Here is a 25,438-nt window from a genome sequence, read left to right as displayed (position 1 = left end):
TCCCTTCAAGGCTCTACATTCCGGCTGTAGGACACAGTTTGAAATAGTCGCTCGGTTGAATCACCCCATGCCGCACCTTATATACCCCGCAGTACGCGACATATTAAGCATGAGGAGAACTCTACAACCATGATGCGCATCCTGCTGTTCTTGGCCACTAACCTTGCGGTCGTGCTGATTGCCAGCATCACCTTGAGCCTTTTCGGCTTCAATGGGTTCATGGCGGCCAACGGGGTTGACCTGAACCTCAATCAGCTGCTGGTTTTTTGTGCGGTCTTTGGTTTTGCCGGCTCGCTGTTTTCGCTGTTCATCTCCAAGTGGATGGCGAAGATGAGCACCAGCACCCAAGTGATCACCCAGCCACGTACCCGGCATGAGCAATGGTTGCTGCAGACCGTCGAGCAGTTGTCCCGCGAAGCCGGTATCAAGATGCCCGAGGTCGGGATCTTCCCGGCCTATGAAGCCAACGCCTTTGCCACCGGCTGGAACAAGAACGACGCACTCGTTGCCGTCAGCCAGGGCATGCTGGAACGCTTCTCGTACGATGAAGTGAAGGCCGTGCTGGCCCACGAGATCGGCCACGTCGCCAACGGCGACATGGTCACCCTGGCGTTGGTCCAAGGGGTGGTGAACACCTTCGTGATGTTCTTCGCGCGGATCATCGGTAACTTTGTCGATAAGGTGATCTTCAAGAACGAAGGCGGCCGCGGCATTGCCTACTTCGTCGCGACGATCTTCGCCGAATTGGTGCTGGGCTTCCTGGCCAGTGCGATCACCATGTGGTTCTCGCGTAAACGGGAATTCCGCGCAGACGAAGCCGGTGCCCGCCTGGCCGGCACCGGGGCGATGATCGCAGCACTGCAACACCTGCGCTCCGAACAAGGCCTGCCGGTGCATATGCCGGACAGCCTGACCGCCTTCGGCATCAACGGCGGTATCAAGCAGGGCATGGCTCGCCTGTTCATGAGCCACCCGCCGCTGGAAGAGCGTATCGACGCACTGCGTCGCATGGGCTGATAATCCGCAACGCAAAAAAAGGGGCGATTGAATCGCCCCTTTTTTGTGGCCGCGATCTACGCCCTGGTTAGCCGGTAGACCCGCTCATCAAGCTGCGTGACACCCTCCTGCACAAACTTCCAGCTCTCCTGCAGAACGTCTTGCTCTTGCAGCACTTTCAGGGTCCAGTCCGACCCGAACAGCACCTTCACCTCCTCATCTGTCACCGCAAAAGGCGGCCCGGCTTTTTGCGTCTGGTCGTAATCGAGTGTGATCAGCAGCCCCTGGCAACCCGACGGCAGAAGGCGGCTCAAATGCTCGGCGTACTGCGCCCGCATCAACGGCGGCAAAGCGATCAACGCAGCGCGGTCGTATAACGCGGCGCAACCCACCAAGGCTTCAGCATCTAGGGCGAAGAAGTCGCCGCACCACACTTCGATCAGATCAGCCTGGTACACCGTAAAGGCACCTCGCCGAGTGACGCGTGGTACAAGGTTCTGCTCACTGAAAAACGCCTCGACGGCCTGTTCCGACAGCTCCACACCCATCACCCGCAACCCATGGCTGGCCAGCCACATCAAGTCCAGGCTCTTGCCGCACAGCGGCACCAATACCTTGGAGCCTTCGGCGAGCGCCAGCTGCGGCCAATGTCGTTGCAGGTAAGGGTTGACCTCGGGCAAATGAAAGCCGATCTGATTGCGCGCCCAGCGCTCCTGCCAAAATTTAGGCTCCATAGATCCTCCCAGTAATTCGATCAAATGGTGCTAAAACTTATATTAGATTTAGATCAATGATCTGATTGAAGATGGGCCCATGTTAACGCTCAGGACCCCACTTATGTTCCCCAGCCTGTTTATCTCCCACGGTTCGCCCATGCTTGCTCTGCAACCCGGCGCCAGCGGCCCGGCCCTTCAGCGTCTCGCTGCCGAGCTGCCCCGTCCGAAGGCCATCGTGGTGGTGTCGGCGCACTGGGAAAGTCATGAACTGCTCGTCAGCGGCAATGCGGCGCCCGAAACCTGGCATGATTTCGGCGGTTTCCCCCGCGAACTGTTTGCCGTGCAGTACCCGGCACCGGGCAACCCGCAACTGGCCGGGGAAATTGTCGAGCTGCTGAAGGCCGACGGCCTGAATGCGCGCACCGATGACCGCCGCCCATTCGACCATGGCACCTGGGTGCCCCTGTCGTTGATGTACCCGGAGGCCGATATCCCAGTGGTGCAGGTGTCGCTGCCCAGTCGCATGGGCCCTGCCCTGCAGACCCAGGTTGGGCACGCGCTGGCCAGCCTACGCGAGCAGGGCGTACTTCTGATCGGCTCGGGCAGCATCACCCACAACCTGGGCGAGTTGGACTGGCATGCAGGGCCTGAGAGCATCGAACCCTGGGCGCGAGACTTCCGGGACTGGGTGGTCGACAAGCTGGCTGCTAACGATGAAGACGCCCTGCACGACTACCGCCGACAGGCGCCGAACGCCGTGCGCAGCCATCCCAGTGACGAGCACCTGCTGCCGCTGTACTTCGCACGTGGCGCTGGGGGGGATTTCAGCATCGCGCACCAGGGCTTCACCATGGGCGCTCTCGGCATGGACATCTATCGGTTCGGCTGACTGAGATCCAAATGTGGGAGCGGGCTTGCCCGCGAATGCGGTGGGTCAGATATAGATGTTTCAACTGATCCACTGCATTCGCGGGCAAGCCCGCTCCCACACTTGACTGGGGGTTGATCCTAAATCGAGCAGGCAAAAAAAATCCCCGAACCAGTCGGGGATTTTTTATCTGCGATCAATCAGCCCAAGGGCGGATCAATCTTCGCGGTAGCGACGCAGCTTCAACTGCTTACCGGCAACGCGAGTGTCTTTCAGCTTGGCCAGCAGTTTTTCCAGGCCGTCTTCCGGCAGTTCCACCAGGGAGAAGCTGTCACGGACCTGGATGCGACCGATGGCTTCACGTGCCAGGCCACCCTCGTTGAGGATAGCGCCCAGCAGGTTCTTGGCAGCGATACCATCACGCGCGCCCAGCGCGGTACGGCAACGAGCACGGCCTTCAGCCAATGGCACCGGAGCGCGACGCTCACGATCACCACGGTCTGGACGGTCGCCAGTACGCTCTGGACGATCACCGCGTGGCGCGTTGTTCGGAACCAGCGGGCGTTCTTTCTCGATAGCGGCCAGGGTCAGCGCTTGACCGTTGGTGGCTTTACGCAGCAGGGCCGCAGCCAGGGCACGCGGGGTGCAACCGATATCGGCGGTCAGGCGGTCCAGCAGGTCGCCGTGGGTCGATTCAGCGTCAGCCACCAGTGGCGACAGGCTGTTGGTCAGTTTCTTGATGCGAGCATCGAGAACGGCCTGGGCGTCCGGCAGACGCACTTCAGCCACTTTCTGACCGGTGACACGCTCGATCACTTGCAGCATGCGGCGCTCACGTGGAGTCACCAGCAGCAGTGCACGACCTTCGCGCCCGGCACGGCCAGTACGGCCGATACGGTGAACGTAGGACTCTGGATCGTAAGGCATGTCAACGTTGAACACGTGGGTGATACGTGGAACGTCGAGGCCACGGGCGGCAACGTCGGTCGCTACAACGATGTCCAGGCGGCCATCCTTGAGGGAGTCGATCACGCGCTCACGTTGGTTCTGGGCGATGTCACCGTTCAGCGCAGCGGCTTTGTAGCCTTTGGCTTCCAGGGCACTGGCCAGGTCCAGGGTGGCTTGCTTGGTGCGCACGAACATGATCAGCGCGTCGAAGTCTTCGACTTCCAGCAGGCTCAATACAGCCGAGGTCTTCTGGTCAGCGTGAACCAACAGGTGAGCCTGTTCGATCGCGGTAACGGTCTGAGTCTTGGTCTGGATCTTCACGTGCTCTGGGTCACGCAGGTGACGCTCAGCGATCGCACGGATCGACTGCGGCAGGGTCGCCGAGAACAGTACGGTCTGACGGGTCGGTGGCAGCGCCTTGAAGATGACTTCCAGGTCATCCATGAAGCCCAGCTTCAACATTTCGTCAGCTTCGTCGAGAACCAGGTGGTTCACGGTCGACAGGACTTTCTCGTCACGACGCAGGTGGTCGCACAGACGGCCCGGAGTGGCGACAACGATCTGTGCGCCATTACGGATTGCTTTCAGTTGTGGGCCCATAGGCGCGCCGCCGTAAACGGCCACAACGGTAACGCCTGGCATTTGCTTGGCGTAGGTTTCGAAAGCGGTTGCTACTTGCAGCGCCAACTCACGGGTTGGCGCCAGGATCAGGGCTTGCGGTTCGCGCTTGGCAGGATCGATGCAGTGCAGGATAGGCAGGGCGAACGCGGCGGTTTTACCGGTACCGGTTTGCGCCTGGCCAATCATGTCCTTGCCGGCCATGATGATCGGGATCGATTGCTGCTGAATCGCCGAAGGTTCTTCGTAGCCGGTCGCGATGACGGCAGCGAGAATGTTCGGGTTAAGATTAAAAGCGGCGAAGCCGCCGGTTTCCTGGGTCATGGGTCTGCCTCTAAGTGCATCCGCAAAGACCCATGCTCCAAAGCTGCGCATGCCGTGTTGAGACTCAAGAGTCGCCCTGGCTGCTTTGTCGGCGGGGATTTGCGAAAACGAATGAATGAAAAAGATTCGTCAAGGGAGAGTCCGCTGTGCGGACGTGCAGCCGAAGCTGACTTCGGGGAATTGCGCTACCTAAACGCGGCCCGGTTAAAGGCCGGCGCGCACTATACCGGAAATAGCTGAAAAAGGGAGCTTTTTTTATCGGAAAGCACCGATAAACCGCGCTGTGTCACAGTCTTTGCAGATAACACCGGCAAGGTCTATTTTTCTAAGGCCCGGCCCTGTTGGTCATAACGCTTAAACGGTTCACCTGACCTTTCTGGCCCTTTGGTCCGAAACCCTTCCCCGCGCCCGAGGGCACACCCGATGAATCAAGCCAGCAGCAGCCGCGTCAGCCGTGAACTCCAGGGCCATGTCTTGCTTTTAGGACTGGATCGGGTGGCCAAGCGCAACGCCTTCGACCTGGACCTGCTCAATGAGCTGAGCCTGGCGTATGGCGAATTTGATCGAAATACCGACGCGCGGGTCGCCGTGGTGTTTGCCCATGGCGATCACTTCACCGCCGGGCTGGACCTGGCCAACGTCAGCAGCGTGATGGCCGGCGGCTGGCAGCCGCCTCTGGGCGGTTGTGATCCTTGGGGCGTATTTGCCGGCCCACGCGTGAGCAAACCGGTGATCGTTGCGGCCCAGGGTTACTGCCTGACCATCGGGATAGAGCTGATGCTGGCTGCCGATATCAATCTCTGCGCCAGCAACACGCGCTTCGCGCAGATGGAAGTACAGCGTGGGATCTTTCCGTTTGGCGGCGCGACATTGCGCTTTCATCAGATCGCCGGCTGGGGCAACGCGATGCGCTGGCTGCTCACCGGTGATGAATTCGACGCCCATGACGCCCTGCGCCTGGGCCTGGTGCAGGAAGTGATGGCCAGCGAAGACCTGCTGCCTCGCGCCGTCGAACTGGCCAACCGCATCGCCCGCCAGGCGCCGCTGGGCGTTCAAGCCACGTTGATGTCGGCACGGTTGGCGCGGATGGAAGGCGAAACCGTTGCGGCAGCGGCGTTGCCGCCGATGGTGGATAAGCTGCTCAATAGCGAGGATGCCAAGGAAGGTGTACGGGCGATGATCGAGAAGCGACCCGGCGTATTCAAAGGCCTCTAACTCAGGTCGCCGGGCGGATCGCCTTGATCAACGGCTGCAACGAATAACCCAATCGCGGTGCCAGGACTTCGGCGCGAGCGGACAATGCCTGCAGGTCCAGTTCCTGATCCAGCTCCGAAGGCACCAACAAGATCACATTGCCCTCCTTCACCGGCAGTTCCCAATAATGCCGGTGATACAAACCACGCAACAAAGCAGCGCCCAGCGGTTTGCCGTCATCGGTGGCCCACTGGTTGATCACCAGCCAGCCGCCGGGGTTGAGTTTCTTCTGGCAGTTTTCCAGGAAGGTCCAGGCCAAGTGCCCGACGCCAGGGCCGACATCCGTATACAGGTCGACGAAGATCAGGTCGGCCGGCTCAGCGGTCTCCAGCAATTGCAGGGCATCGCCGATGCGGATGTACAGGCGCGGATCATCGTCCAGCCCCAGGTATTCGATGGCCAGGCGCGGCACATCGGGGCGCAGTTCGATGGCTTCCACGTCTTCCAGCGGCAGGAACTTCAGGCACGCCTGGGTCAGCGTGCCAGCGCCCAAGCCCAGGAACAGCGCGCTTTCCGGCTGTTCATGGCACAACGCGCCGATCAGCATCGCGCGGGTGTAGTCGTACTCCAGCCAGCTCGGGTCAGCGGTGAACACACAGCTTTGCTCGATGGCATCGCCGAACTCGAGAAAACGGTAATCGGCCACTTCGAGCACACGGATCATGCCGAAGTCATCATGGACTTCAGCCAGCAGGCGCTCGACACGCTCCTCGGTCATCACTACTCCTAAAGGGTTTACCGCACAGCAAAGGCGCGATTGTCGGCCAACCGGCGGCAACAGGTCACGCACTAATTGCTGATAACATTGGCGCCCCACCGTCAATCAGCCAATCGAGTTCATGATGAGCCAACCCTGGAGCCCCGACAGCTGGCGCGCCCTGCCGATCCAGCAACAACCCCAGTACCCGGACGCTGCGCACTTGTTGCAAGTGGAGCAGAACCTGGCCAGCTACCCGCCGCTGGTGTTTGCCGGGGAAGCCCGCGAGTTGCGCCGTCAGTTTGCCGAAGTGACCCAGGGTCGCGCCTTCCTGTTGCAGGGCGGTGACTGCGCCGAGAGTTTTGCCGAGTTCTCTGCCGCGAAGATCCGCGACACCTTCAAGGTGCTGCTGCAGATGGCCATCGTGATGACCTTCGCTGCCGGCTGCCCGGTGGTGAAAGTCGGGCGCATGGCTGGCCAGTTCGCCAAGCCGCGCTCGGCCAACGATGAAACCATCGACGGCATCACCCTGCCCGCCTACCGTGGCGACATCGTCAACGGCATCGGTTTCGACGAAAAAAGCCGCGCGCCGGACCCGGACCGCCTATTGCAGTCCTACCACCAGTCCACCGCCACCTTGAACCTGCTGCGCGCCTTTGCCCAAGGCGGTTTTGCCGACTTGCACCAGGTGCACAAATGGAACCTGGATTTCATCGCCAACTCCGCGCTGGCCGAGAAGTACAGCCAACTGGCCGACCGTATCGACGAAACCCTGGCCTTCATGCGCGCCTGCGGCATGGACAGCTCGCCGCAACTGCGCGAAACCAGTTTCTTCACCGCTCACGAAGCACTGCTGCTCAACTACGAGCAAGCCTTCGTGCGCCGCGACAGCCTGACCAACGATTACTACGACTGCTCGGCGCACATGCTGTGGATCGGCGACCGCACCCGCCAGTTGGACGGCGCCCATGTCGAGTTCCTGCGTGGCGTGAACAACCCGATCGGGGTCAAGGTCGGCCCAAGCATGAACCCGGATGACCTGATCCGCCTGATCGACATCCTCAACCCGGACAACGACCCCGGCCGCCTCAACCTGATCGCGCGCATGGGCGCCGGCAAAGTCGGTGATCACCTGCCGGGCCTGATCCGTGCAGTGCAGCGTGAAGGCAAGCAGGTGTTGTGGAGTTCCGACCCGATGCATGGCAACACCATCAAGGCCAGCAGTGGCTACAAGACCCGCGACTTTGCGCAGATCCTGGGTGAAGTGAAGGATTTCTTCCAGGTGCACCAGGCCGAGGGCACATATGCCGGCGGGATTCATATCGAGATGACCGGGCAGAACGTCACCGAATGCATCGGCGGCGCGCGGCCGATCACCGAGGATGGCTTGTCGGACCGTTATCACACCCACTGCGACCCACGGATGAATGCCGATCAGTCGCTGGAATTGGCGTTTCTGATTGCCGAGACCCTGAAACAGGTCAAACGCTGAACAACATAGCTGCCCTCAACCGGTCTGCACTGGGCCGCTGGCAATTGAGCTGGACCTGTTCCAGCCCGAGCCAGTCGGCCATTTGCAGCAGGTTCGACGCCAGCGCCGCCATCCCCTCATCATCCAAGCCTGGCTCTTCCTCATGCACGGCGTGCACCGCGAGGCGCCGGTTGGCGCGTTCGGCGCGCAGGTCGATGCGCGCCGCAATCCGCTCGTTGTGCAGAAACGGCAGCACGTAGTAGCCATACACCCGCTTGTCCTGCGGGGTGTAGATCTCCAGGCGGTAACGGAAATCGAACAGGCGCTCGGTACGGCTGCGCTCCCACACCAGCGAATCGAACGGCGAGAGCAAGGCGCTGGCCGGCACTTTGCGTGGCACTTTCGGATCGGGCAGGCAGTACGCCGGTTGTTTCCAGCCTTGCACTTGGCAAACCCACAGTTGGCCGTCCTCCACCAGTTCGGCGAGACGGTTGCGGCTGTCGGCAGGATCGAGGCGAAAGTAATCGCGCAGGTCTTTTTCAGTCCCCACGCCTAATGCCGTGGCGCTGTGCAGCAACAAGCCACGTTGGGCTTGGGCTTCAGTCACAGCGATTTGAAGGATATCGCTGGGGATGACCCGCTCCGGCAAATCGTAGAGCCGCTCAAAACCGCGTCGACCGGCAACCGTCACCAGTCCGGCGGCAAACAGCCATTCCAGTGCGTGCTTTTCATCGCTCCAGTCCCACCAAGGGCCGGCGCGTTCCTCACGGGTGGACAAACTGCCAGCCCCCAACGCGCCTTGTTGCTCGACAGTCTGCAACACCCGCTGAATGGCGGCTTGTTGCTCACGGCCAAAACGCGCCATCTGCGAATAAATGCCCTGCCCCTGCTGCGCCCGCTGCATACGCCAACGCATCAACGGGTATAGCGCCATCGGCAGCAGTGAGGCCTCATGCCCCCAATACTCGAACAACGAACGCCGTCGACCCTGGCTCCAGGCAGCCTGTTCAAGGATCAACGGGGAGTAGTTGCCCAGACGGGAAAACAGCGGCAAGTAATGGGAACGTACCACGGCATTGACCGAATCGATCTGCAACACGCCAAGACGGTCGATCATGCGATTGAGGTGCGCAGCCTTGATCAATACAGGCGCCTGGCGCCCGGAAAAACCCTGGGCCGCCAGTGCCATGCGGCGTGCTTGCTTGAGAGAGAATGACAGGTCGGCGGGCATGGGGTTCTCCGTGTGGGCGCGCCGACTACCCTACTGCATCCGCGATCATTTTCGCAGCGGATCCTGCCAGAAATGCAGGTGGCGTTCATGCTCGACGTCACCGCGGCTGATGCCGATATCCTTGAGTGCATCATCGCTCAAGGTTGCCAGCATCTGGCGCTCCTCATGCAGCGCCTGCCAACGGACAATCTTGTGAAACAGCCCGGCAAACGGACGTTTCGCCATCAACACAAAACCTCTTTGACCTTTCATCTTCTCGCCCTCCAGTGGGGATGGCGCAAGTGTGTGCCTGGGCTTAAGATCAATCCAACGAATGTTTTTTATGCAATACATCTCAGAGATTGATCAATTGTCCAGCTTCCCGAGCATCGACACCGAAGTGCTACGCACCTTCGTCGCCATCGCCGACCAGGGCGGTTTTACCCGCGCGGGTGAGTTGGTCAATCGCACGCAATCGGCGGTGAGCATGCAGATGAAGCGCCTCGAAGAAGACGTGTTGCAGCGCAAGCTGTTCGAGCGCGATGGCCGCCAGGTGCGGCTGACGCCTGAGGGCCAAGTGTTGCTGGGTTATGCGCGGCGTATCCTGAAGCTGCACAGTGAGGTGTTCAACACCCTGCGCGAGCCGCATATGGTGGGCCTGGTGCGCATCGGCACGCCGGATGACTACGTGATGCGGTTCCTACCGGGGATTCTCAAGCAGTTTTCCAAGGCCTACCCGCTGATCCAGATCGAGATGCACTGCGAGGCGTCAACGGTACTGATGCAGCGGCGGGATTTGGCACTGACCGTTGTCAGTCGCGAGCCCGGCAATGAGATCGGTGAACTGTTGCGCACCGAGCGCATGGTGTGGGCGGCAGCGCCGTGCTTCTGCACCGAAGAACACGACGCTCTGCCGCTGGCGATGTCCGGTACGGCCTGCCTGTATACCCAGTGGGCCTGCTCGGCACTGGACGCGGCCGGACGCGATTATCGCCTGGCCTACCACAGCTCAAACGTGTCGGCGATCCAGGCCGTGGTCAATGCGGGCCTGGCCGTGATGGTCAGCATGGAGAGTCTGGTAACCGAAGACCTGCGCATACTTGGCCGCGACGAGGGTTTCCCGCCACTGCCATCCATGAATCTGCATCTGCTGCGTAACACGCGGATGAACTCGCCCATCACCGATTGCCTGGCGGACTACATCATCGAAGGCTTCAGACTTTAAAGGTCAGCATCACTGCGCACACCACCAGGAAGCCGCAGAACAGGCCGCGCAGGACGCGTTCTGGCAGCGCATGGGCGACTTTCACGCCCCAACTGATACTGAGCAGACCACCGACGGCCAAGGGCACGCCGATCATCCAGTCCACCTCTTGGTGCCAGGCGTAGGTGACCAGCGTCACGCCGGTACTCGGCAATGCCAGGGCCAGGGACAGGCCTTGGGCAACCACTTGGGTGGTGCCGAACACGCTGGTCAGCACGGGCGTCGCGACCACCGCGCCGCCGACGCCGAACAAGCCGCCCATGGAGCCAGAGGCTGCGCCGAGCACCCCGAGCCACGGCCAGGAGTAACGCATCTGCGCCGTCGGCGGTGCGTTGCGGGTGAACAAGCGTACCAAGTTGTAGGCCGAAAGCGTCAGCAGGAAGGCAATAAAGCCGATGCGCATCGCGCCGGCATCCAGGCCGACCGCCCAGATCGACCCGAGCCAGGCGAAACTGAACCCCATCACGCCCAACGGCAGCGCATGGCGCAGTTCGATACGGTTGCGCTGGTGATAGCGCCACAGCGCCAGCATCACGTTGGGCACCACCATGACCAGTGCCGTGCCTTGGGCCAACTGTTGATCGAGGCCGAACAACACGCCCAGCACCGGGATCGCGATCAGCCCACCGCCAATGCCAAACAGGCCGCCCACTGTGCCGAGGGCCGCGCCCAATACCAGGTACATCACTAAATCCAACACCGCTTGTTACTCCGCAATCCCAGGCCTTGCATGCTACGCAGTCGGCTCTGGCGCGGAAACGCACAGCAACGCACAATGGCTGTGCCAATCTCGCATAAGCGACTATTCGATGAACCCGAATACCCTGACCGATCAACTGAGCCTGTTTCTCGATGTCTTGGAAACCGGTAGTTTTTCCGCTGCCGCACGCCGGCATCCGCTGACGCCCTCCGCGGTGGCGCGGCGGATCGACAGCCTGGAAAGCTCGGTGGGCAGCCGCCTGTTCCAGCGCAGCACCCACGCGGTGGTGGCGACCCCGGCGGGGTTGGCCTTTGCCGAACGGGCGCGGCGGATCGTCAGCGAATTGCAGTTGGCACGGGCCGAAGCGGTGTCTTTGAGCCATGCTCCGGAGGGCCTGATTCGGGTGGATGCCCCAGCGGCCTTCGGTCGACGGCACCTGGCGCCGGTGATTGCCGACTTCCTGAACGTCTACCCCGGGCTGGATGTGCACCTGCATCTGATCGACAGCTTTGTGGACATGCAAGGCGCACACCTGGGCAAGGTTGACCTGGTGCTGCGTGCCGGGCATCTCGTCGACACACGCTTGATCGCCACGCCTCTGGCCAGCATCGTGCGCGTCGCCTGCGCCAGCCCGGCCTACCTGAAAAGCCGAGGCACGCCCAGCCACCCTCGCGAGCTGAGCGAACACGACGGGTTGGACTGGGACGGCCTGGCGCCCACATTCGCCTGGCGCTTCGAGCTGGATGGACGCCGCGCCACCTACCGCCCGCGCCGCATCCGCATGAGTGCGAATAACGCCGAAGCCTTGCTGTCCGGCGCCCTGGCTGGACTGGGCATTGCCCACCTGCCCACGTGGCTGGCCAGTGAATACTTGGTGCGTGGCGAACTGCTGCCGCTGTTTTGCGAAAATGGCCTGCCCAGCCCGGAAACCACCGGGATCTATGCGCTGCGCCTGGAACAGCAGCCCAACGCCCGCAGCCGCTTGTTGCTGGAATACCTCAAGACCCGTTTCAGCCCGGTGCCGCCCTGGGACCTGGCCTTGCAAAGTGGCCTGGTCTGACCGCTCGGACAGAATTATCTGGCGCATTAAAGATTTGCCCGCTAGATTCCAGCCCAGATACGTTTTCCGGAGGCACCGTCATGAGCAAAAACCCCGATCCTTGCGAATCCCTGATGCTGGACAACCAGCTGTGCTTCGCCCTGCACTCCACCTCGCTGCTGATGACCAAGGTCTACAAGCCACTGTTGCAAGCGCTGGGCCTGACGTACCCGCAGTACCTGGCCATGATGGTGCTGTGGGAAGAGGATGGTTTGACCGTCGGCGAAATCAGCAGTCGCCTGCTGACCGATCCAGGCTCGCTGACACCGCTGCTCAAGCGCCTGGAAGTTGAAGGCCTGCTCAGCCGTACCCGCAGCCGTGAAGATGAACGCGTGGTGGTCGTGGAGTTGACCGACGCCGGCCGCGCCCTGCAGGACAAGGCCATGGGCATACCCCAGTGCATCCTCGGCGCCAGCGGCCTGGAACTGGAGCAATTGCGCAAGTTGCAAGGTGACCTGATTGCCTTGCGCACCAACCTGCAAGGCAGCCTTTAACCTCTCCCATCAAGGGCGTCGCGTCCGCGGCGCCCGCAGAAAATGACCGTTCGTCCCCGCCTCAGAATATTTTTATAAATTTATCTTGCGCGCAAAACATTAGCGCTATACATTCGCCTCACCAACTACTTAGCGCGCAAATATTTAGCGCTAACAACCAAGAGGAAAACACCATGCAAACGCTCTATACCGCAGTAGCTACCGCCACCGGCGGCCGTGATGGTCGTGCTGTTTCCAACGACAACATCCTCGACGTCAAACTCTCCACCCCCAAAGAATTGGGCGGCGCCGGTGGCCAAGCCACCAACCCTGAGCAACTGTTTGCTGCCGGCTACTCGGCCTGCTTCATCGGCGCCCTGAAATTCGTCGCCAGCCAGACCAAACGCAAAATCCCGGATGACGCTTCGATCACTGCCCACGTCGGCATCGGCCAGATCCCCGGCGGTTTCGGCCTGGATATCGACTTGCACATCAGCCTGCCCGGCCTGGCTCAGGACGACGCGCAAAGCCTGGTCGACGCCGCTCACCAAGTCTGCCCGTACTCCAACGCCACCCGTGGCAACGTCGATGTACGCCTGCACGTGACTGTCTAAATGACCTCGGCCGCCCCTGGAGAACGCAATGAACACAATTGGTAAAGCACTCACCGGCACCCTGCTCGCCCTGTCCATCACTAACGCCTTTGCTGCGACCGGTGAAGTCGAACACAACACCCAGGCTTTTCTGGATGTGTTGAACGCCGGCACTGGCAAACCGATGGAACAACTGACGCCCAAGGACGCCCGTGCCGTACTGACCGGCGCCCAGGCGGGTGTGAAGCTGACCTTGCCGGCCGCAGAGGTGAGCCAGAAGACCATCCAGGTCGATGGCAAGCCGCTGGACCTGACCATCGTGCGTCCGGCCGGGGTCAAGGGCACATTGCCGGTGTTCATGTTCTTCCACGGCGGCGGCTGGGTGCTGGGGGATTACCCGACCCATGAACGCCTGGTGCGGGACTTGGTGGCGGGTTCGGGGGCGGTGGCGGTGTTCGTCAACTACACGCCTTCGCCGGAAGCGCACTACCCGGTGGCGATCAACCAGGCCTACGGCGCTACAAAATGGGTGGCCGAGCATGGCCAAGAGATCAACGTCGATGGCAAGCGTCTGGCAGTCGCGGGCAACAGTGTCGGCGGCAATATGGCGGCGGTCGTCAGCCTCATGGCCAAAGACAAGGGCACCCCGGCGATCAAGTTCCAGGTGCTGTTATGGCCGGTGACCGACGCCAACTTCGACACCGGTTCCTACAACCAATATGCCGAAGGGCACTTCCTCACCCGCAACATGATGAAGTGGTTCTGGGACAACTACACCACCGACGCCAAGCAGCGCGCCGAGATCTACGCCTCGCCACTGCGGGCCAGCACTGATCAGTTGAAGGGCTTGCCGCCCGCGCTGATCCAGACCGCCGGTGCCGACGTGCTGCGTGATGAGGGCGAAGCCTACGCCCGCAAGCTGGACGCTGCCGGTGTGCCGGTGACTGCGGTGCGCTACAACGGGATGATCCACGATTACGGTTTGCTCAACGTGGTCAGCCAGGTCCCGGCCGTCCGCTCGGCATTGCTCCAGGCCTCGGATGAGCTGAAGCAACACCTCAAGTAAAAAGTAACGCCCATAAAAAAGCCCGACTCAAAGTCGGGCTTTTTTCGTATCGGCAAGGCCAGAATTACTTCTTGGCGCGACCTTTGTACGAACCGCCTTCGCGGGTGTCGATCTCGATCAGGTCGTCGATTTCGATGAAATCGGCCACTTGCAGTTCGGTACCGTTGCTCAGCTTGGCAGGCTTCATCACCTTGCCCGAAGTGTCACCGCGAGCGGAACCTTCGGTGTAGGCCACTTTACGCACGATGGTAGTCGGCAGCTCTACAGAAACCAGGCGCTCTTCGAAGAAAATAGCTTCGCAGACGTCTTCCATGCCTTCTTCGATGAACGGCAGAACGGCTTCGATATCTTCAGCGTTCAGCTCGTACATGGTGTAGTCGGTGGTGTCCATGAACGTGTAGGTGTCGCCGCTGATGAAGGACAGAGTCGCTTCTTTGCGGTCGAGGATCACGTCGTCCAGTTTGTCATCGGCGCTGTAGACGATCTCGGTCTTGTAACCGGTCAGCAGGTTCTTCAGCTTGGTCTTCATGATTGCGCTGTTACGACCAGACTTGGTGAACTCAGCTTTCTGAACCAGCCAAGGGTCGTTTTCGAGACGGATCACTGTACCGGGTTTCAGTTCTTTACCAGTTTTCATTGCATATATCCGAAATTTGGATGGGATTTACAAAATTCAAGGTGGCGTATCATATCCAACTTTCATAAAACTGCACCAGCGCCGTCGCAAGATCGGCCTGCAAGCCTTGTTCCAGACACCATGTTTCGGCGTGCAGATTCACTTCCGGCCAGTGGTCCAGCAGCATTTTCCACGGTTGAGCCATGTCGGCCTCGGTGTTCCAGGCTTGCCAGAGCCCGATAACGGCCGCCCTGGCCGCCGGTGATAAGTTGGCGGTGTACAGCGCCAGGAAGGCATCGAGCTTGTCGAGATGGATGTCTTCGTCCTGTCGGTAGATGTGCCACAACAGCGGACGCCCGGCCCATTGGGCACGCACGAACGAGTCTTCGCCACGCACGGCATTGAAGTCGCAGCACCACAGCAAGTGGTCGTATTGTTCCTGGCGCACGAAGGCGATGACTTGCACCGTCAGCGATCCGCGCTGCTGGATATCGCCTGCGACCAGCGGGTCCACACCGAGCCAGCGCTGCACATCTCCCAGGATACGTCCCTCAGGAACCAACAGATGAGTGGCACGGCCGTCCGTCGATAACACGTCCAGCCAACTGGCCAGCCCGGCGTTTTCGTAGGCGAATAGTGAGATCAGCCGTGCATCGGCTGCGGGAACTATGCCCAAGGCTTGCAGGAAATCTCGCTGTGCACCGGCATCCTGCTGAAACGCCTTACGCCGCTCCAGCAACCCTGCCTCACGCAACAACCCGCCTGTGCCGGCGCGGAACCCAGGAAAGAAGAAGTACTTCTGCACGCCCTTGAATTTGACCGACGGCAACCGATGACAGCCCACCACCCACTCTTCGGCACTCAGGTAATCCAGGTTCATCCATAACGGCGCGCGTTCGCGCTCAGCCATGGCTTCCATATAGTCGGGCGGTAACTGACAGGCGAACGCGGCAATCACTACGTCCGCTGCCGGCACCTTCACCCACTCGGTGGGCCAATGACGCACTTCGACGCCTTCCTGCCATTGCAGCGCTTGCTGCACATCGATTTGCGGGCACATGCGTTCGAAGGCGCGCAGGTCATCGACCCACAAGCACACATCGCAGGCGTGCTCCGCCACCAATTGCCGGGCCAGGCGCCAGGTCACGCCGATGTCGCCGTAGTTGTCGACGACGCTGCAAAAAATATCCCAGCGGGCTTTCATTCCGGGCTCCAACATTCAAAGGCTCGATTGTCCGCATAAATGCGCGGATGCAGAAGGCTTGATCGCGATTATTCTGCACAGTGGCTGTGCGACAATCGCCGCCACGCCGTTTATGCCTGCCAGGAGGCCGCCATGTCTGATCGTCCGTTGTCGCTGTTCAAGCTCAGTGCTGCTATCGCGTTTGGCGTGTGGTTGGGGTTTATCGCCCTCGCGCTGACCGCATGGCTGGCCTCGCGTTACCTGTTCCCGCAGAGCCTGGCGCCAGTGGCCCAGGCCGTGCAGCAATTGGGCAAGCCTGCGGTGGTGGCGCCTGAACCGCCGAACCGCATGTTCGAGCAGTACCAGCAGAACCTGCAAAAGCAGGAACAGCAACAAACCCTGGACCAGGCCCGCAACAATGCGCGCAACCTGTCCAACCCCAAATGCCAGTTCTGGCTGCAACAGGACCAGAACGCCCCCAACGAAAAGACCCGGGCCAATGTCCTGCAATTCTGCGATTGATGACCAATGAATAAACATGCCGTACACCAGCTTGTATTAGAAAAGCTCACCCTCGATCTCGATATTGCCCAACGCGCAGCGCAGACCGCTTACGAAACCGCGACCCACGAAGAAAACATCGCGGAAAACAAATACGACACCCTGGGGTTGGAGGCATCCTATCTAGCCGCGGGGCAAGCCAAACGCGTGGAGGAGATCAAGCAGGCGTTGCTGCTGTGCCAGAACATGCCGCTGCGGGCTTACGATGATCAACGAGGTATTGAGGTTGGCGCACTACTGGGCCTGGAAGACGAGAACGGTCGCCAGCAATGGCTGTTTTTGGCGCCGGATGCGGCGGGCTTGAAAGTGGACGTGGTCGGGCAACCGGTGACCGTCATCACCCCGCGCTCGCCGCTGGGCAAAAGCCTGCTGGGCAAGTTCGAAGGCGATGAGGTGGAAATTCTGGTGGCGGGCGCTCGGCAACATTTTACGGTTACCGAGGCCAAATAGCCGACTCAGTGAACGGGCAGTTCAACGCCGTCGAACAACTCTTCCAGTTCCTGCTTGTTGTGGCACTGGATCGCCTTGGCCATGACTTCACGGGTCAGGTGCGGTGCAAACTTTTCGATGAAGTCGCACATGAAGCCCCGCAGGAAGGTGCCACGGCGGAAACCGATCTTGGTCACGCTGGACTCGAACAGCTCGCTGGCATCGAGCACCACCAAGTCTTTGTCGAGCGCCGTGTCGACCGCCATCTTGGCGACAATACCCACGCCCAGGCCGAGGCGTACGTAAGTCTTGATCACGTCGGCGTCGGCTGCGGTGAACACCACTTTGGGTGTCAGGCCCCGATGGCTGAAGGCTTCGTCGAGCTTGGAGCGGCCAGTGAAACCGAACACATACGTCACGATCGGGTATTCGGCCAGGGCTTCCAGGGTCAGCTTCGGCAGCTTGGCCAACGGGTGGCCTTGGGGCACGACAACGCAACGGTTCCAGCGGTAACACGGCATCATCACCAGGTCGCCGAACAGCTCCAGGGCCTCGGTGGCGATGGCGAAATCGACGGTGCCATCAGCGGCCATTTCGGCAATCTGCATCGGCGACCCTTGGTGCATGTGCAGCGCCACGTCCGGGTACTGCTTGATGAAATCGCGGATCACCGGCGGCAATGCATAACGCGCCTGGGTGTGGGTGGTGGCGATGGACAGGGTGCCCTTCTTCTCATTGGAGAATTCCTGGGCGATCTGCTTGATGCTTTCGACTTTGCGCAGGATCTCACCGGCGGTGGTGATGATGCGCTCACCGGCCGGGGTCACGCGGGTCAGGTGCTTGCCGCTGCGCGCGAACACTTCAACGCCCAGCTCGTCTTCGAGCAGGCGGATCTGCTTGCTGATACCGGGTTGCGAGGTGTAGAGGCTTTGAGCGGTAGCGGAAACGTTGAGGTCGTGGTGCGCCACTTCCCAGATGTAGCGCAGTTGTTGAAGCTTCATATGTGTCCCTCAAAGCAGATAGACGCCACGGGTATCAGCGACGGTATATAACTATATTAAAGGTTCGACGGATAAATCTAGAACTTTTTATCGTTTTTATCCATCACACGTCATCACTGCGTCGACGTTGCAACGAAGGCACCAGGTAAACCGGCACCGTAGACAGCTGCAGCACCCGTGCAGCGGTGCGCCCCAACGGAGTGGCCGCCGCAGTTGCATGGCTATGACTGCCTACGATCAGCAGATCCACGGACAGTTTGCGCAGTTGGTCGAGAATCACCTCGCACGGGTCCCCCTGGATCACCCGTACCGAGCGAATCAACTTCAGGTCTTGCTCACCTTCCCCCAACTCCTCGCGGAAACTGTCCAGCACCCGTTGTTCGATGGTCGCCATCACCGTGGTCAACCCCTGGCTCTGCCATTCACTCAGGGCCTTTTCATCAAGGTAGCTCTGTAACACCGATTCGGCGAACAGCCCGATAGGCTCGACCACGTGAATCACATACAGGTCCGCCTTGAACGTTCGAGCCAGCGCCAGCGCATGTTGCATCACATAAGGCGCGTACAGACCGAGGTCTGTGGCGTACAGCATCGAACGGATCATAGAACCCCCTGGAACTGCCAGGATGGCGGAGATGAAATCAGCTTAGCAGTGCCTCGCTGACTTCGACTGACTTAGCGCTTCACCTCATTACTGATGCCATGGGGCACATGCCCGGTAGCGACGAACTCCATGGCTTTTTCGCAATGCCCGGCCTGGTCATCGAAAAATACGTCGGCCGCGAAGGCTTCCAGGAATGCGGATTTTTCCAGGCCACCGAGGAACAGCGACTCATCCAGTCGGATATCCCACTCGCGCAAGGTGCGAATCACCCGCTCATGGGACGGCGCCGAACGGGCGGTGACCAGCGCGGTACGGATCGGACAGGCTTCGTCTGGAAACTCGCGCTGCAACAAGTTGAGCGCCGCCAGGAAACCTTTGAAGGGACCGCCGTGCAAAGGCTGGCGGGCAGACTCTCGTTCATTGGCCTGGAACGCTTCCAGGCCGCCGGCCTGGTAAACACGCTCGGACTCATCGGAGAACAGCACCGCGTCGCCATCGAAGGCAATCCGCAGCTCTTCACTGGAGGCGCGATTTGGGCCGCCAGACAAAATCGTCGCCGCCGCAAACCCGGCATCGAGGGCACTGCGCACGTCTTCAGCATGGGTCGAGAGAAACAGATGGCAACCAAACGCGGCCAAATAAGGATAAGGACTACGCCCGCCTACGAACGCGGCGCGGGAAATATCCAGGCCGTAATGCTGGATCGAATTGAACACACGCAGGCCGGTGTCGGCACTGTTACGCGATACCAGCACCACTTCGACACGGGCGCGGCCCAGGCTGGCGTTCAAGCTCAGCAGCTTCTTCACCAGTGGGAATGCGTCACCGGGTTCGAGGATTTCCTCCTCGTGTTCGATCTGGTACTGGCGATAGGTCTCGACCCCTTCGGCCAGGTAGACCTTATGGCTTTCGCTCAGGTCGAACAGTGCCCGCGAGGAAATCGCCAACACCAGTTTGTCGCCCAATCCTTTTGCCACGGTACGCTCCTCGACTCAGCGGTTATGCCGATCAATAAAACTCAAGGCCTGGTAAAGCGCCTGCATCCGCGGCAACTCGCAACCGGCAGCCTTGGCGGCAGCGAGTGGCCGGGCGTAGATCGCCGCCAGTTCCAGCGGGCGCTTGTGCACATGGTCGTGGTACATGCTTGGTAGGTAGTCGTCCATGGTTTCGGTCATGGTGAACATCTGCTCGGCGTAACTCTTGGGAATTTCATGGCCGCAAGCGTGAGCCCCCTGTACCACTTCAGCCATCAGCGCCTGGATCAGTTCGCGGCTGGACTCGTCGGCCATCATCGCCGTGGTGCCCGTACCGAGCAACACGGAGAGGCCGTTGTAGGGCACGTTCCACACCAGTTTGTGCCAACGGGCCTGATGCACATTGGCCATGGCCTGGGACTCGATGCCGGCCGCGTGAAACAGCGCGGCGCCCGCTTCGACAATCGCCTTTTGCGCGCCCTCGTCATTGGCCGCCGTGCCACTGTGATAACCCAGGTTGACCCGGCCCAACGCCTGATGCTCGATCACGCCGGGGGCAGAACGGTGCACGCCGATGTAACACAGGCCACCGAGCAGGTGCAGCGACGCGGGCAAGTGTTCACGCAGGCTGTCTTCGACATCGAGGCCGTTTTGCAGCAACACCACCTTGGCGTCCGGCGCGGCGACTTGGGCAATCGTCGGGGCCAGGTCGACGTTGCCGGTCGACTTGGTACCCACCAGCAACCAGTCGCACGGCGGCATATCGGCGGCGCGGGCATACGCCTGCACCGGGTGCAGGTGCAAAGGGCCATGCACCGTACTGTTGAGGTGCAAGCCATGCTCGCTGACCGCCGCGTATTCACTGCGCAGCAGGAAGTGCACGTCGAAGCCGGCGCGCGCCAGCATCAAACCGTAAAAGCCACCGATGGCGCCGGTGCCGATGATGCCAATGCGGGGTGATTGTGCGGTCATGGCAGATCCTCTGGAGTGCGGGTAAGTGCTTGGTGGATAGAGTCGTTCAGGTCAGCACGCGTAAGACGCGTCTGCAATTGCCCGAGGAATTGACCCTCGCACACCACGAACAACGCCGGCAAATGAAAGATCTGGTAGCGTTCGACCGCGCCACCGTTGTGCCCGGCATCCACCCAGCACACGCGGTCCACCGGCAGTGACCAGCCGGGTAACTGCTGGCGCGCCCAACGGCAACTGGAACACCCACTGCTGGTAAATACAACCAGCGAAATACCTGGTAATCCCAGCAATTGCTGGTCAATATCCAGGTCGGTCAATTCCAGTTCCTTCACTATACTGCTGCCACCGCCGTCAATTGGACGGTGCTCGGAGTCCGTGTACATGGGTCGTTTTTTACCTCACCCTGATGATGTCGCTGTCGAGTTAATCCAACGCCCCTCTCCTGCCATCCCCCGCCAACGGCTGCACACGGTCGGCCTGGGCGGCATCGCCTGCCATTGGCCACGCGCCTGGCGCGAAGGCACGGCGGTTGATCTGCTTATCCCTTCCCTGGGCGCCAGCGCGCGTTATCCAGGCTATGTGGCGTGGTGCCGCAAGGTGGAAAACGGTTACCGCGTCGGTGTCGCCTTTACCGATGAACATGCGCTGTTCGGTGCACGGATGGGTGAGCAAGCATGCCGGATAGAGCGCTACTGCCGCCAGCACGAAGACGCCGAACCGACACCCCAGCAACTCGAAGCCCTGGCCCGGGAGTGGGTATCGCGCCATGCCAACGAGTTCTCCCATGAGGCCTTTGTGGCGCCAGCGCTGGATTAAAGCGGGCTTTGCCCATTGTCGCGGGCCCGTGTTACGCGCTAAGGTTCCTCCCCCCTGCATTCAAATCATGCTGTGCTCCGCCGCACGGGGATGGCTGGCGGCCGGCACCCGTGACCCTGACGAGTAACACGATGGCTGATTTACCGATCAATGACCTAAACGTCGAATCCAACGAGACCCTGATCACGCCCGATCAGCTCAAGCGCGAAATTCCTTTGAGCGACGCTGCCCTGCAGACCGTCACCAAGGGCCGCGAAGTCATCCGTGACATTCTCGACGGCACCGACCACCGCCTGTTCGTCGTCATCGGGCCTTGCTCGATCCACGACCTGAAGGCTGCCCACGAGTACGCCGAGCGCCTCAAAGTGCTGGCGGCGGAAGTGTCCGACACCCTGTACCTGGTAATGCGCGTCTATTTCGAGAAACCGCGTACCACCGTCGGCTGGAAAGGCTTGATCAACGATCCGTATCTGGACGACTCGTTCAAGATCCAGGACGGTCTGCACATCGGTCGTCAATTGCTGCTGGACCTGGCCGAGATGGGTCTGCCCACCGCCACCGAAGCCCTGGACCCGATCTCCCCGCAGTACCTGCAGGACCTGATCAGCTGGTCGGCCATCGGCGCACGCACCACCGAATCCCAGACTCACCGTGAAATGGCGTCCGGCCTGTCCTCGGCCGTAGGCTTCAAGAACGGCACCGACGGCGGCCTGACCGTGGCGATCAACGCGCTGCAATCGGTCTCCAGCCCGCACCGTTTCCTGGGGATCAACCAGGAAGGTGGCGTGTCCATCGTCACCACCAAGGGCAACGCCTACGGTCACGTGGTGCTGCGTGGCGGCAACGGCAAGCCCAACTATGATTCGGTCAGCGTTGCGCTGTGCGAGCAGGCACTGAACAAGGCGAAGATCAAGCCGAACATCATGGTCGACTGCAGCCACGCCAACTCCAACAAGGACCCGGCCCTGCAGCCGCTGGTGATGGAAAACGTCGCCAACCAGATCCTGGAAGGCAACCAGTCGATCATCGGCCTGATGGTCGAGAGCCACCTGAATTGGGGTTGCCAGGCGATTCCAAAAGACCTGGCCGACTTGCAGTACGGCGTGTCGATCACCGATGCCTGCATCGACTGGGCGGCTACCGAAAACACCCTGCGCAGCATGCATGCCAAGCTCAAGGACGTTCTGCCTAAACGCAAACGCACCTGACTTTAAATTGCGCACACAAAAACGCCGGGCTAAGCCCGGCGTTTTTCATGCTGCTGTTTACGGTTTACAGCTTTGCGGCATGGCGCTGGTGGCGCTCCATGTAACGCTCTACGTAGGAGCAGGACGGGATCACCGTATAACCTGCCTCTTCGGCGAACTTCAGGGCTTCCTCGGTCAGTGCCGCCGCAATCCCACGGCCCCGCAGTGCGTTGGGCACGAAGGTCCGATAGATATCCAGGGTCTGTTTGCCGAGGTCCATATAGGTCAGATAGGCACGATGACCGTCCACATTGGTCTCGAACTGATGACCAGCCTGGTCATGGTGGATGGACAACGCCTCGCTCATCACTACTCCTCGCGGGTCTTGGTTTCTGACCCCTACCTTACCGATGTTTGTCCGGCGAAGGAACATCTACGCCACCCCGTGCCGGTTTCGACAACGAGAAAACCCTGAGCGTTTACAACCAGCACGTAGGGAATAGTAGGCACCAATCCTGAAATTGCTCAAGGCGCGCTCGTCATCCCCTGCCGCTGGTGGATATAGAAAGGGCTCCGATCAACCTGGGATCGAAAGCCTGAACATTGCCGGCAGTTGAACCTTAAGACGAACAGGCGCTCTTAAAGTCACCTCTACATGCGCAAAAGATGCCGGGCAAAGCAAAGCCAGGCTGAACGTAAGTGTCAGCTTGGATATATAAATTTTCATCTGTTTACAAGGCTTAACACATGCGGGCCGGCCCTTTCAGCCTGGATCCAATTTTCGCCTGTTTGAAAAAAATTGGACGGTTTTTATACAAACCTCCAAAAGATTAGCCAAAATAGATTCGGTGCGAGAATTTTTTTTGCTTCTTGCGCTACGTCAGTTTACTTACTACAAGTAATGGGTAGTATGTACGCCGGCTATTAGCTCACTCTGGGCGAACTAGCCATCTAATAGAAAGTCCTTGAAGGGGAACACGATGAACAACGTTCTGAAATTCTCTGCTCTGGCTCTGGCCGCAGTTCTGGCTACCGGTTGCAGCAGCGTCTCCAAAGAAACCGAAGCTCGTCTGACTGCAACTGAAGACGCAGCAGCTCGCTCCCAGGCCCGTGCAGACGAAGCCTACCGTAAAGCTGATGAAGCTCTGGCTGCTGCTCAAAAAGCACAACAGACTGCTGACGAAGCTAACGAGCGCGCACTGCGTATGCTTGAAAAAGCTAGCCGCAAGTAATAATCCTTCGGGGTTGTTATCAAGCCGATCCATTTATGGGTCGGCTTTTTTATTGCCTGGGGTTTGATCACCAAGCCCCTGTAGTGGACTGACTTTTGTGGCGAGGGAGCTTGCTCCCGTTGACTGCGCAGCAGTCCCGGCTTTAAGGGGCGCTTCGCACCCCAGCGCAAGCAAGCTTGCTCGCCACATTGATCTCGCGCCTATTGCAGATCGATCGGCGCACTGGCGGCCACCGAGGCTGCGCCAGGCACGCCGATTTCTGTCGGCAAGCCGTCTTCCGCCGCCACTACATCACGCACCTGGTCCCAGTTCACGCGCAATTGGTTGGCCAAGTCTTCACGCTTGAGCAAGGCGTTGATGACGGCGGTGTGCTTGTCGACCACTGACGGCGTCCCGTCATCATTCAATGGCGTATGCGCTTCAAGGTAGACCTTGCCACCACTGCGACCAAACTTGTAGGCATCGTTGATGATGCGCACCGACGTCCCCACCGGCACCATGCCCGCCATCTCCAGCACGTTGTTGTTGAACATGCGGAAGCAGCCGTGGCTTGTACGCGTGCCGATACCAAATTTCATGTTGGAACCATGGATCAGGTAACCCGGCGTGCCCAGGGTGAACTTGAACGGCCCCAGAGGGTTGTCCGGACCGGCCGGCACCACGTTGGGCAGCGGGTCGCCGTTGGCAGCGTGCTCGGCCTTGATCGACGCGGGCGGCGTCCAGGTCGGGTTGGGTGTCTTGGCAATGATGCTGGTGTGGGCGATTGGCGACCCCCAGCCTTCACGGCCGATCCCCAACGGGAACGTGTAGACCACGTTCTGGCCCTTGGGGAAGTAATAGAGTCGGTATTCCGCCAGGTTGATCACAATACCTTCGCGCGGGCCCGGCGGCAGGATGAAGCGCGTCGGCAACACGATCTCGGTACCGGCCCCCGGCAACCAGGCGTCCACGCCCGGGTTGGCCGCGACCATCTCCGAATAGCCCAGGTCATAGGTGGTGCCCAGGTCGGCAAACGTGTCTTCGTACTTGGCCTTGATCACCTGGACCTGGCCGACGATGTCTTCACCCGGTGGTGGCAAGGGCAACTGCAGGGCTGACGCCGAACCGGCCGCGCAGAGCGCAGCGAGAGACAGGCAGCAGGTGACGACGGAAAGGCGCGACAACATCCGGTAAATCCTTCGCAGAACGACGGGGAGGTAAACATCGATTGTATACGTGAAGCGCGCTTCTAGCTGCCCCCTACAACTCGAAACGCAGCTCCGGCCAGATCGGCGGCGTACCGCGCTTCTGGGATTCCAGAATCGCACGGCACAAAGGGCACAGGCGCTGGTCCTGGAAGATCGAACGATCAACCCGCGACCAACGCGGTTGCGCAGGCAATAACGTGCCGCACAGCGTGCGATCGATGGAGCCGCCCAGTTCCAGTTGACGCGCCACCAGATGCACCCGCACTTCCTGGCAGGCGAACAGATCCAGCTGCTCGTCCGGCTCGATCAGTTGGTAGTTAAACAGGGACCAGGCAGGACGCGACATCAGGGGCTCCAAATCGGGGGGGCGCCACCTTAG

At 60.3% G+C, this 25,438-nt stretch carries 30 protein-coding genes; 14 read left to right on the top strand and 16 right to left on the bottom strand.

All coding sequences use genetic code 11. The features are described 5' to 3' along the window. Positions 1–129 precede the first annotated feature (129 nt). Positions 130–1,017 carry a protease HtpX gene (gene htpX, locus OZ428_RS10250; protein WP_033901382.1) on the top strand — a complete coding sequence of 296 codons (888 nt, stop codon included), beginning with the start codon at positions 130–132 and terminating at the stop codon, positions 1,015–1,017. Positions 1,018–1,073: 56 nt separating this feature from the next. Here the strand turns inward: htpX and OZ428_RS10245 are convergent, their stop codons facing one another. Next, positions 1,074–1,730 carry a thiopurine S-methyltransferase gene (locus OZ428_RS10245; RefSeq protein ID WP_269133292.1) on the bottom strand — a complete coding sequence of 219 codons (657 nt, stop codon included), beginning with the start codon at positions 1,728–1,730 and terminating at the stop codon, positions 1,074–1,076. A gap of 103 nt (positions 1,731–1,833) precedes the next feature. Here OZ428_RS10245 and OZ428_RS10240 point away from each other — a divergent pair, with 103 nt between their 5' ends. Beyond that, on the top strand, positions 1,834–2,601 hold the full coding sequence (locus tag OZ428_RS10240) for a DODA-type extradiol aromatic ring-opening family dioxygenase (RefSeq protein ID WP_269133291.1): 768 nt from the start codon (positions 1,834–1,836) through the stop codon (positions 2,599–2,601). 195 nt (positions 2,602–2,796) lie between these two features. On the opposite strand, the gene OZ428_RS10235 is transcribed toward OZ428_RS10240, so the two are convergent. Beyond that, entirely contained in the window at positions 2,797–4,470 is a 1,674-nt protein-coding gene (locus OZ428_RS10235) for a DEAD/DEAH box helicase (protein WP_017734403.1), read from the bottom strand. Between the two features lie 423 nt (positions 4,471–4,893). Here OZ428_RS10235 and OZ428_RS10230 point away from each other — a divergent pair, with 423 nt between their 5' ends. Next, complete coding sequence (locus tag OZ428_RS10230; RefSeq protein ID WP_269133289.1) at positions 4,894–5,685, top strand: crotonase/enoyl-CoA hydratase family protein; 792 nt, start codon at positions 4,894–4,896, stop codon at positions 5,683–5,685. Position 5,686: 1 nt separating this feature from the next. Here the strand turns inward: OZ428_RS10230 and OZ428_RS10225 are convergent, their stop codons facing one another. Next, the gene (locus OZ428_RS10225; RefSeq protein ID WP_269133288.1) at positions 5,687–6,442 is read right to left on the bottom strand and encodes a spermidine synthase; all 756 of its coding nucleotides are present in this window, start codon (positions 6,440–6,442) and stop codon (positions 5,687–5,689) included. A gap of 124 nt (positions 6,443–6,566) precedes the next feature. Between OZ428_RS10225 and OZ428_RS10220 the strand changes: the two genes are divergently transcribed. Further along, the gene (locus tag OZ428_RS10220) at positions 6,567–7,913 is read left to right on the top strand and encodes a class II 3-deoxy-7-phosphoheptulonate synthase (RefSeq protein WP_269133287.1); all 1,347 of its coding nucleotides are present in this window, start codon (positions 6,567–6,569) and stop codon (positions 7,911–7,913) included. Here the strand turns inward: OZ428_RS10220 and OZ428_RS10215 are convergent. Further along, a complete protein-coding gene (locus tag OZ428_RS10215; protein ID WP_269133286.1) occupies positions 7,903–9,123 on the bottom strand; it encodes a winged helix-turn-helix domain-containing protein in 1,221 nt (406 codons plus the stop codon). The genes OZ428_RS10220 and OZ428_RS10215 overlap by 11 nt on opposite strands. Before the next feature lie 45 nt (positions 9,124–9,168). Continuing rightward, positions 9,169–9,375: a DUF1127 domain-containing protein gene (locus OZ428_RS10210; RefSeq protein WP_269133285.1), complete on the bottom strand. Its 207-nt coding sequence runs from the start codon at positions 9,373–9,375 to the stop codon at positions 9,169–9,171. Positions 9,376–9,445: 70 nt separating this feature from the next. Here OZ428_RS10210 and OZ428_RS10205 point away from each other — a divergent pair, with 70 nt between their 5' ends. Then, positions 9,446–10,327 carry a LysR family transcriptional regulator gene (locus OZ428_RS10205; protein ID WP_269133284.1) on the top strand — a complete coding sequence of 294 codons (882 nt, stop codon included), beginning with the start codon at positions 9,446–9,448 and terminating at the stop codon, positions 10,325–10,327. On the opposite strand, the gene OZ428_RS10200 is transcribed toward OZ428_RS10205, so the two are convergent. Beyond that, complete coding sequence (locus tag OZ428_RS10200; protein WP_269133283.1) at positions 10,317–11,066, bottom strand: sulfite exporter TauE/SafE family protein; 750 nt, start codon at positions 11,064–11,066, stop codon at positions 10,317–10,319. The genes OZ428_RS10205 and OZ428_RS10200 overlap by 11 nt on opposite strands. 109 nt (positions 11,067–11,175) lie before the next feature. On the opposite strand from OZ428_RS10200, the gene OZ428_RS10195 reads away from it, so the two are divergent. From OZ428_RS10195 to OZ428_RS10180, 4 genes are all read left to right on the top strand, one after another. Beyond that, on the top strand, positions 11,176–12,126 hold the full coding sequence (locus OZ428_RS10195; RefSeq protein WP_033901374.1) for a LysR family transcriptional regulator: 951 nt from the start codon (positions 11,176–11,178) through the stop codon (positions 12,124–12,126). A gap of 80 nt (positions 12,127–12,206) precedes the next feature. Continuing rightward, positions 12,207–12,659 (top strand): MarR family winged helix-turn-helix transcriptional regulator, encoded by a 453-nt coding sequence (locus tag OZ428_RS10190; protein ID WP_177075676.1) that lies wholly within the window; start codon positions 12,207–12,209, stop codon positions 12,657–12,659. Between the two features lie 173 nt (positions 12,660–12,832). Then, complete coding sequence (locus OZ428_RS10185) at positions 12,833–13,252, top strand: organic hydroperoxide resistance protein (RefSeq protein WP_010211852.1); 420 nt, start codon at positions 12,833–12,835, stop codon at positions 13,250–13,252. Positions 13,253–13,280: 28 nt separating this feature from the next. Beyond that, on the top strand, positions 13,281–14,297 hold the full coding sequence (locus OZ428_RS10180; RefSeq protein ID WP_269133282.1) for an alpha/beta hydrolase: 1,017 nt from the start codon (positions 13,281–13,283) through the stop codon (positions 14,295–14,297). Positions 14,298–14,361: 64 nt separating this feature from the next. On the opposite strand, the gene OZ428_RS10175 is transcribed toward OZ428_RS10180, so the two are convergent. After that, positions 14,362–14,934, bottom strand: coding sequence for an elongation factor P (locus OZ428_RS10175; protein ID WP_003172723.1), 573 nt, complete (start codon positions 14,932–14,934; stop codon positions 14,362–14,364). A gap of 49 nt (positions 14,935–14,983) precedes the next feature. Next, on the bottom strand, positions 14,984–16,117 hold the full coding sequence (gene earP / locus OZ428_RS10170) for an elongation factor P maturation arginine rhamnosyltransferase EarP (protein ID WP_269133281.1): 1,134 nt from the start codon (positions 16,115–16,117) through the stop codon (positions 14,984–14,986). Between the two features lie 132 nt (positions 16,118–16,249). Here earP and OZ428_RS10165 point away from each other — a divergent pair, with 132 nt between their 5' ends. Together OZ428_RS10165 and OZ428_RS10160 are read left to right on the top strand one after the other, a co-directional pair. Beyond that, a complete protein-coding gene (locus OZ428_RS10165) occupies positions 16,250–16,618 on the top strand; it encodes a hypothetical protein (RefSeq protein ID WP_028615644.1) in 369 nt (122 codons plus the stop codon). A gap of 6 nt (positions 16,619–16,624) precedes the next feature. Beyond that, positions 16,625–17,107 carry a GreA/GreB family elongation factor gene (locus OZ428_RS10160; protein WP_033901465.1) on the top strand — a complete coding sequence of 161 codons (483 nt, stop codon included), beginning with the start codon at positions 16,625–16,627 and terminating at the stop codon, positions 17,105–17,107. Between the two features lie 5 nt (positions 17,108–17,112). Here OZ428_RS10160 and cysB read toward each other — a convergent pair whose 3' ends face one another. From cysB to OZ428_RS10135, 5 genes are all read right to left on the bottom strand, one after another. Beyond that, positions 17,113–18,087, bottom strand: coding sequence for an HTH-type transcriptional regulator CysB (cysB, locus tag OZ428_RS10155; protein WP_012722988.1), 975 nt, complete (start codon positions 18,085–18,087; stop codon positions 17,113–17,115). A gap of 103 nt (positions 18,088–18,190) precedes the next feature. Continuing rightward, on the bottom strand, positions 18,191–18,691 hold the full coding sequence (locus OZ428_RS10150; protein WP_038848586.1) for a universal stress protein: 501 nt from the start codon (positions 18,689–18,691) through the stop codon (positions 18,191–18,193). Positions 18,692–18,762: 71 nt separating this feature from the next. Further along, entirely contained in the window at positions 18,763–19,668 is a 906-nt protein-coding gene (locus OZ428_RS10145; RefSeq protein ID WP_033901463.1) for a 5'-nucleotidase, read from the bottom strand. A 15-nt stretch (positions 19,669–19,683) separates the two neighbouring features. Continuing rightward, the gene (locus tag OZ428_RS10140) at positions 19,684–20,637 is read right to left on the bottom strand and encodes a putative 2-dehydropantoate 2-reductase (RefSeq protein ID WP_269133280.1); all 954 of its coding nucleotides are present in this window, start codon (positions 20,635–20,637) and stop codon (positions 19,684–19,686) included. Further along, positions 20,634–21,020, bottom strand: a complete 387-nt coding sequence (locus OZ428_RS10135; RefSeq protein ID WP_038848579.1) for a thioredoxin — start codon at positions 21,018–21,020, stop codon at positions 20,634–20,636. The genes OZ428_RS10140 and OZ428_RS10135 overlap by 4 nt, the downstream gene beginning before the upstream one ends. Between OZ428_RS10135 and OZ428_RS10130 the strand changes: the two genes are divergently transcribed. Beyond that, the gene (locus OZ428_RS10130) at positions 21,019–21,453 is read left to right on the top strand and encodes a PilZ domain-containing protein (protein ID WP_269133279.1); all 435 of its coding nucleotides are present in this window, start codon (positions 21,019–21,021) and stop codon (positions 21,451–21,453) included. The genes OZ428_RS10135 and OZ428_RS10130 overlap by 2 nt on opposite strands. Before the next feature lie 131 nt (positions 21,454–21,584). Beyond that, on the top strand, positions 21,585–22,661 hold the full coding sequence (locus OZ428_RS10125) for a 3-deoxy-7-phosphoheptulonate synthase (RefSeq protein WP_016975370.1): 1,077 nt from the start codon (positions 21,585–21,587) through the stop codon (positions 22,659–22,661). 64 nt (positions 22,662–22,725) lie between these two features. Here OZ428_RS10125 and OZ428_RS10120 read toward each other — a convergent pair whose 3' ends face one another. After that, positions 22,726–23,007, bottom strand: coding sequence for a GNAT family N-acetyltransferase (locus OZ428_RS10120; protein WP_003189869.1), 282 nt, complete (start codon positions 23,005–23,007; stop codon positions 22,726–22,728). A gap of 613 nt (positions 23,008–23,620) precedes the next feature. On the opposite strand from OZ428_RS10120, the gene oprI reads away from it, so the two are divergent. Beyond that, positions 23,621–23,872 (top strand): outer membrane lipoprotei OprI, encoded by a 252-nt coding sequence (gene oprI / locus OZ428_RS10115; protein WP_003172710.1) that lies wholly within the window; start codon positions 23,621–23,623, stop codon positions 23,870–23,872. Between the two features lie 200 nt (positions 23,873–24,072). Here oprI and OZ428_RS10110 read toward each other — a convergent pair whose 3' ends face one another. Together OZ428_RS10110 and OZ428_RS10105 are read right to left on the bottom strand one after the other, a co-directional pair. Beyond that, complete coding sequence (locus OZ428_RS10110; protein ID WP_269133278.1) at positions 24,073–25,038, bottom strand: L,D-transpeptidase family protein; 966 nt, start codon at positions 25,036–25,038, stop codon at positions 24,073–24,075. A gap of 73 nt (positions 25,039–25,111) precedes the next feature. Next, positions 25,112–25,405, bottom strand: a complete 294-nt coding sequence (locus OZ428_RS10105) for a hypothetical protein (RefSeq protein ID WP_010211879.1) — start codon at positions 25,403–25,405, stop codon at positions 25,112–25,114. Between the last annotated feature and the right edge of the window lie 33 nt (positions 25,406–25,438).

Origin of the sequence: Pseudomonas sp. GXZC (assembly GCF_026967615.1) — a bacterium.
GTDB lineage: Bacteria > Pseudomonadota > Gammaproteobacteria > Pseudomonadales > Pseudomonadaceae > Aquipseudomonas > Aquipseudomonas azotoformans_A.
This window is presented reverse-complemented; position numbering and strand designations above follow the sequence as displayed.

Coding starts and splice junctions, on each gene's coding strand:
- OZ428_RS10195 (WP_033901374.1), top strand. CDS start 11,176: ATGAACCCGAATACCCTGACCGATCAACTGAGCCTGTTTCTCGATGTC.
- earP (WP_269133281.1), bottom strand. CDS start 16,117: ATGAAAGCCCGCTGGGATATTTTTTGCAGCGTCGTCGACAACTACGGC.
- OZ428_RS10205 (WP_269133284.1), top strand. CDS start 9,446: ATGCAATACATCTCAGAGATTGATCAATTGTCCAGCTTCCCGAGCATC.
- OZ428_RS10230 (WP_269133289.1), top strand. CDS start 4,894: ATGAATCAAGCCAGCAGCAGCCGCGTCAGCCGTGAACTCCAGGGCCAT.
- OZ428_RS10120 (WP_003189869.1), bottom strand. CDS start 23,007: ATGAGCGAGGCGTTGTCCATCCACCATGACCAGGCTGGTCATCAGTTC.
- OZ428_RS10150 (WP_038848586.1), bottom strand. CDS start 18,691: ATGATCCGTTCGATGCTGTACGCCACAGACCTCGGTCTGTACGCGCCT.
- OZ428_RS10225 (WP_269133288.1), bottom strand. CDS start 6,442: ATGACCGAGGAGCGTGTCGAGCGCCTGCTGGCTGAAGTCCATGATGAC.
- OZ428_RS10180 (WP_269133282.1), top strand. CDS start 13,281: ATGAACACAATTGGTAAAGCACTCACCGGCACCCTGCTCGCCCTGTCC.
- OZ428_RS10220 (WP_269133287.1), top strand. CDS start 6,567: ATGAGCCAACCCTGGAGCCCCGACAGCTGGCGCGCCCTGCCGATCCAG.
- OZ428_RS10105 (WP_010211879.1), bottom strand. CDS start 25,405: ATGTCGCGTCCTGCCTGGTCCCTGTTTAACTACCAACTGATCGAGCCG.
- OZ428_RS10165 (WP_028615644.1), top strand. CDS start 16,250: ATGTCTGATCGTCCGTTGTCGCTGTTCAAGCTCAGTGCTGCTATCGCG.
- OZ428_RS10160 (WP_033901465.1), top strand. CDS start 16,625: ATGAATAAACATGCCGTACACCAGCTTGTATTAGAAAAGCTCACCCTC.
- OZ428_RS10215 (WP_269133286.1), bottom strand. CDS start 9,123: ATGCCCGCCGACCTGTCATTCTCTCTCAAGCAAGCACGCCGCATGGCA.
- OZ428_RS10175 (WP_003172723.1), bottom strand. CDS start 14,934: ATGAAAACTGGTAAAGAACTGAAACCCGGTACAGTGATCCGTCTCGAA.
- htpX (WP_033901382.1), top strand. CDS start 130: ATGATGCGCATCCTGCTGTTCTTGGCCACTAACCTTGCGGTCGTGCTG.
- OZ428_RS10240 (WP_269133291.1), top strand. CDS start 1,834: ATGTTCCCCAGCCTGTTTATCTCCCACGGTTCGCCCATGCTTGCTCTG.
- OZ428_RS10245 (WP_269133292.1), bottom strand. CDS start 1,730: ATGGAGCCTAAATTTTGGCAGGAGCGCTGGGCGCGCAATCAGATCGGC.
- OZ428_RS10190 (WP_177075676.1), top strand. CDS start 12,207: ATGAGCAAAAACCCCGATCCTTGCGAATCCCTGATGCTGGACAACCAG.
- cysB (WP_012722988.1), bottom strand. CDS start 18,087: ATGAAGCTTCAACAACTGCGCTACATCTGGGAAGTGGCGCACCACGAC.
- OZ428_RS10135 (WP_038848579.1), bottom strand. CDS start 21,020: ATGTACACGGACTCCGAGCACCGTCCAATTGACGGCGGTGGCAGCAGT.
- OZ428_RS10125 (WP_016975370.1), top strand. CDS start 21,585: ATGGCTGATTTACCGATCAATGACCTAAACGTCGAATCCAACGAGACC.
- OZ428_RS10140 (WP_269133280.1), bottom strand. CDS start 20,637: ATGACCGCACAATCACCCCGCATTGGCATCATCGGCACCGGCGCCATC.
- OZ428_RS10110 (WP_269133278.1), bottom strand. CDS start 25,038: ATGTTGTCGCGCCTTTCCGTCGTCACCTGCTGCCTGTCTCTCGCTGCG.
- oprI (WP_003172710.1), top strand. CDS start 23,621: ATGAACAACGTTCTGAAATTCTCTGCTCTGGCTCTGGCCGCAGTTCTG.
- OZ428_RS10235 (WP_017734403.1), bottom strand. CDS start 4,470: ATGACCCAGGAAACCGGCGGCTTCGCCGCTTTTAATCTTAACCCGAAC.
- OZ428_RS10130 (WP_269133279.1), top strand. CDS start 21,019: ATGGGTCGTTTTTTACCTCACCCTGATGATGTCGCTGTCGAGTTAATC.
- OZ428_RS10185 (WP_010211852.1), top strand. CDS start 12,833: ATGCAAACGCTCTATACCGCAGTAGCTACCGCCACCGGCGGCCGTGAT.
- OZ428_RS10210 (WP_269133285.1), bottom strand. CDS start 9,375: ATGAAAGGTCAAAGAGGTTTTGTGTTGATGGCGAAACGTCCGTTTGCC.